This is a genomic window from Streptomyces durocortorensis, assembly GCF_016901035.1.
Classification (GTDB): Bacteria; Actinomycetota; Actinomycetes; order Streptomycetales; family Streptomycetaceae; genus Streptomyces; species Streptomyces durocortorensis.
In genome coordinates, this window is the sequence record NZ_JAFEUF010000390.1 from 1 (window position 1) to 3,997 (window position 3,997).

Sequence of the window (3,997 nt, forward strand, 5' to 3'; positions counted from 1 at the left end):
GTGCCGTACGGCGTGCGGGAAGGGTTACGCGGGTGGGGCAAAGCAATCCGTGGGGCGCGGCGTTCGGGGGGAAGGAACGGTCGGCGGGCCGGGACGGATCAGCTGAGCACCGCGAGCGCGTCGATCTCGATGAGCAGGCCCTTGGGCAGGCCGACGTAGACCGTCGTGCGGGCCGAGGGGGCCTCCTTGAGGTTCTGCTCGCCGAAGTAGGCGTTGTAGATCTCGTTCATCTCGGCGAAGTGGTCCACGTCCGTGAGGTAGACGCGCATCATCATCACGTCGTCCCAGCTCGCGCCGCCCTCCTCCAGGATCGCCTTGACGTTGGCGAAGGTCTGGAGGGTCTGCTCGCGCAGGGTGGGGCCGGCCGGGGTCGGGGCCTGGCCCTCCACGGCGGGGAGGAAGCCGACCTGGCCGGCGATCTGGAGGATGTTCCCCTTCCTCACGCCGTGCGAGAACTTCGCGGGCGGCGTCGTGTGGGTGGAGGGGGTGAGGGCGGTCTTCTCGGTCATGGCTGATCAGACTTTCTTGGGTTGGGTGGTGCCGGAGTACTCCCGGCTGATGGTCTCGGCGGTGCGCCGGACCAGCGGGAGCAGGGTGAGGAGTTCCTCGGCCGTGACGACCACATTGGGTGCGGACACCGACATGGCCGCGACGACCCGCCCGTCCGCGCCGCGGATGGGCGCGCCGATGCAGTTGATGGACTCCTCGTGGCCACCGAGGTCGGTGGCCCAGCCCTGTTCGCGCACGACGGCCAGCTCCTTGAGGAAGGCGGCCGGGTTGGGCGTCGAACGGGACGTGTACATGGGGTAGTCGAGCTTCTCGGCGATGACGCGCCGTTCGGGCTCGGTGAGGTCGGCCAGCAGCAGCTTGGCGACGGCCGCGACGGTGATCGCGACGGGCTTGCCGATCCGGGAGTACATCCGGACCGGGTAGCGGCTCTCGACCTTGTCGATGTAGAGGACTTCCTGCTCCTCGTACACGGCGAGGTGAACGGTGTGCCCGCACCGGTCGTTCAGCGCGACCAGGTGGGAGTGGGCGATCTCGCGCACGTCGAGGTTCTCGACGGCCTCCTGCGCGAGCGCGAAGAGCCGGGCGCCGAGGCGGTAGCGCTGGTCCTCCTGGCGGTAGACGAGGCCGTGCTCGTGGAGCGTACGCAGCAGGCGCAGCGCCGTGGACTTGTGGACGCCGAGCCGCTCGGCGACCTGCCCGAGGTCGGCGGGCCCCTGGGCGAGCAGCGGCAGGATGCTGAGTGCCCGGTCGACGGTCTGGCTCATGGTGTGCGTACCTCCTCGGGGGCCCGGTCGGCTGCGGTCCAGCCGGGGCCGAGACGAAGTGTCCCCCAGGCTTCGTCGCCGAGGGCGACGAGGCGGTCGGCGTGGTCGCGGGCGGGCGGCTCGGTGAGGTCGCCGGGGACGGTGAGGACGGCGGCGGCCATGAGATGCCCGTGCCGGACCCGGTCACGGACGGGCAGCCCGCGCAGGGTGGCGGAGAGGAACCCGGCGGCGAAGGCGTCGCCCGCGCCGACGGCGGCGACGACGTCGACGCGGAGGGCGGGGACGTGGGTGACGGTGTCGGCGTTTTCAGCCCCTCCGGCGATTGAGGAGCGGGGTCCGGGGCGGAGCCCCGGGGCGAACACCGTCGCGCCCGCGCTCCCCCGCTTCACCACGAGCACGGACGGCTCCGGAACCGCGGCCCGGATCGCCTCCGCGCCGACGATCCCCCACGCCTCCTCCGCCTCGTCCTCCCCGACGAACACCAGGTCGGCCCGCCGCGCCAGCTCCAGCAGCACAGAGGCATCCGCGTCGCCGCCCCGCCACAGATGCGGCCGGTGGTTCACGTCGAACGACACCAGCGGCCGCCCGGGCCGCGCGGCCGTCAGCTCGCGCAGCAGCTCCAGGCAGTCGCCGGACAGCGCCGCCGTGATCCCGGACAGATGCAGGATCCGGCCCGCGAACAGTTCCTCGTACGGGACGTTCGCCGGCGACATCGCGGACGCCGCCGACCCCGCCCGGTAGTACGCGACCTCGTGCGTGTCGGTCCCCCGGTCCGTGGCCGTACGGAAGTAGATGCCGGTCGGCCGGACCGGATCGCGGCGGACCGCCGACGTGTCGACCCCGTACGACGCGATCGTCTCGACGAGGTGGTCGCCGAAGCCGTCCGCCCCCACCCGGCCGACCCAGGCCGCCCGGTGCCCGGCGGCGGCGAGCGCGCAGGCCACGTTGGACTCGGCTCCGCCGATCCCGCGCCCGAAGGAGGGCACGTCGGCGAGGCGGCCGGGCTGCGAGGGCAGGAACGTCACCATGGACTCACCGAGACAGACGACATCGGTGGTCGTGGCGGCGTGGGCCGTCCCTGCTGCGGGTCCGGACACTGAGGGCTCCTCGCTGATCGGCGTGCGGGCCGGTGGTCACCATTGACCGGGCATCGGCTCGGATGTTAGACAGCGTTGAGCGATATACGCAATGGGTGTTGCATATGTTGCAACGAACTTCGAGGAGCCCCCCTTGGCAGCCGAACGCCCCACCGACCTCACCGCGTCCTCCGCGTCCACAGCGGTCTCTCTCACGGCCTCCCTCGCCGACGAACGCGTCGACCACCGCTTCAAGGCCCTGCCGCCGGACGCGGAAGGCCTGACCGTCAAGGACCTCGCCGCCGAGCGCCGCAACCTCTTCACCGGCGGGTTCACCACTCCCGTCCTCGCGCTCTCCGCCGAGTCGGTGGCCCACAACCTGGACCTCCTGGAGACGTACGCCGAGCGCCACGGCCTCGCGTTCGCCCCGCACGGCAAGACGTCCATGTCCCCGCAGCTCTTCGTGGACCAGCTGGAGCGCGGCGCTTGGGGCATCACGGCCGCCGTGCCGCACCAGGCGCGGGTCTACCGGGCGTACGGGATCGGCCGGATCTTCCTCGCCAACGAACTGGTCGACCCGGTCGCCCTGCGCTGGCTGGCCGGCGAGATGACGGCCGACCCGTCGTTCCGCTTCGTCTGTTACGTCGACTCCGTGCGCGGCGTCGAGCTGATGGACGAGGCCCTCGGCGCGGCCGGCACCACCCGCCCGGTCGACGTGGTCGTCGAGCTGGGCGCGGGCGAGGGCGCGCGCACCGGGGCCCGCACGGAAGCCGACTGCGCGGCGGTCGCCGACGCGGTGGCGGCGGCCGGTTCGCTGCGCCTGGTGGGCGTCGCCGGGTACGAGGGGGAGGTGCCGGACGCCGACCCCGAGCGGGTACGGGCGTGGCTGCGGCGGCTCGTCGCGCTGGCGGCCGCCTTCGACGGCGAGAAGCGGTTCGCCGGGGCCGAGGAGATCGTGATCAGCGCGGGCGGCAGCGCCTGGTTCGACGCGGTCGCGGACGTCTTCGCCGAGATTCCCGAACTGAGCCTGCCCGTGCTGAAGTTGCTGCGCTCCGGCGCGTACGTCTCGCACGACGACGGCCACTACAAGCACCTGACCCCCTTCAACCGCGTCCCCGAGGAGGGCGCGCTGGAGCCCGCCTTCCGCCTCTGGGCGCAGGTCGTCTCCCGTCCGACCGGCGAGCAGGCGTTCCTCAACGCGGGCAAGCGGGACGCGGCGTACGACCTCGATCTGCCCGAGGCGCAGGTGGTCCGCTCCGGCCGGGACGGCTCGGTGCGGCCCGCCACCGGGGTCACGGTCACCGGCCTCTCCGACCAGCACACCTGGGTGCGTACGGAGGAAGGGGCCGAGCTGGAGGTGGGCGACTGGGTCGGCATGGGCCTCTCCCACCCCTGCACCAGCTTCGACAAGTGGCAGCTGATCCCGCTGGTCACGGCGGACGGCACGGTCACCGACTACATCCGCACGTTCTTCTAGAGCCGCCGAGCCGTACGGCTCTCACCCTCCGAAATCCGAAAGGTGACCCATGGACCTGGTCCTGCGTGACGCGCTCGTCGTCGACGGCACCGGCGAGCCCTCCTACCGCGCCGATGTGGCCCTCGACGGCGGCCGCATAGCCGAGATCCACCCCGAGGGCTCCCCCGGCC

4 protein-coding genes are annotated in these 3,997 nt (G+C 72.3%); 1 reads left to right on the top strand and 3 read right to left on the bottom strand.

Features of this window, described 5'->3' with window-relative positions:
• Positions 1 to 98: 98 nt before the first annotated feature.
• The 3 genes from JS521_RS34360 to JS521_RS34370 are packed head-to-tail and all read right to left on the bottom strand — an operon-like array spanning position 99 to position 2,371.
• Complete coding sequence (locus tag JS521_RS34360; protein ID WP_205086794.1) at positions 99 to 509, bottom strand: RidA family protein; 411 nt, start codon at positions 507 to 509, stop codon at positions 99 to 101.
• Positions 510 to 515: 6 nt separating this feature from the next.
• Complete coding sequence (locus tag JS521_RS34365; RefSeq protein WP_205086795.1) at positions 516 to 1,274, bottom strand: IclR family transcriptional regulator; 759 nt, start codon at positions 1,272 to 1,274, stop codon at positions 516 to 518.
• The gene (locus JS521_RS34370; RefSeq protein ID WP_205086796.1) at positions 1,271 to 2,371 is read right to left on the bottom strand and encodes a sugar kinase; all 1,101 of its coding nucleotides are present in this window, start codon (positions 2,369 to 2,371) and stop codon (positions 1,271 to 1,273) included. Before JS521_RS34370 ends, JS521_RS34365 begins: the two co-directional genes overlap by 4 nt.
• Positions 2,372 to 2,504: 133 nt before the next feature.
• Between JS521_RS34370 and JS521_RS34375 the strand changes: the two genes are divergently transcribed.
• Entirely contained in the window at positions 2,505 to 3,827 is a 1,323-nt protein-coding gene (locus tag JS521_RS34375) for an alanine racemase (RefSeq protein ID WP_205086797.1), read from the top strand.
• Positions 3,828 to 3,997: the final 170 nt, after the last annotated feature.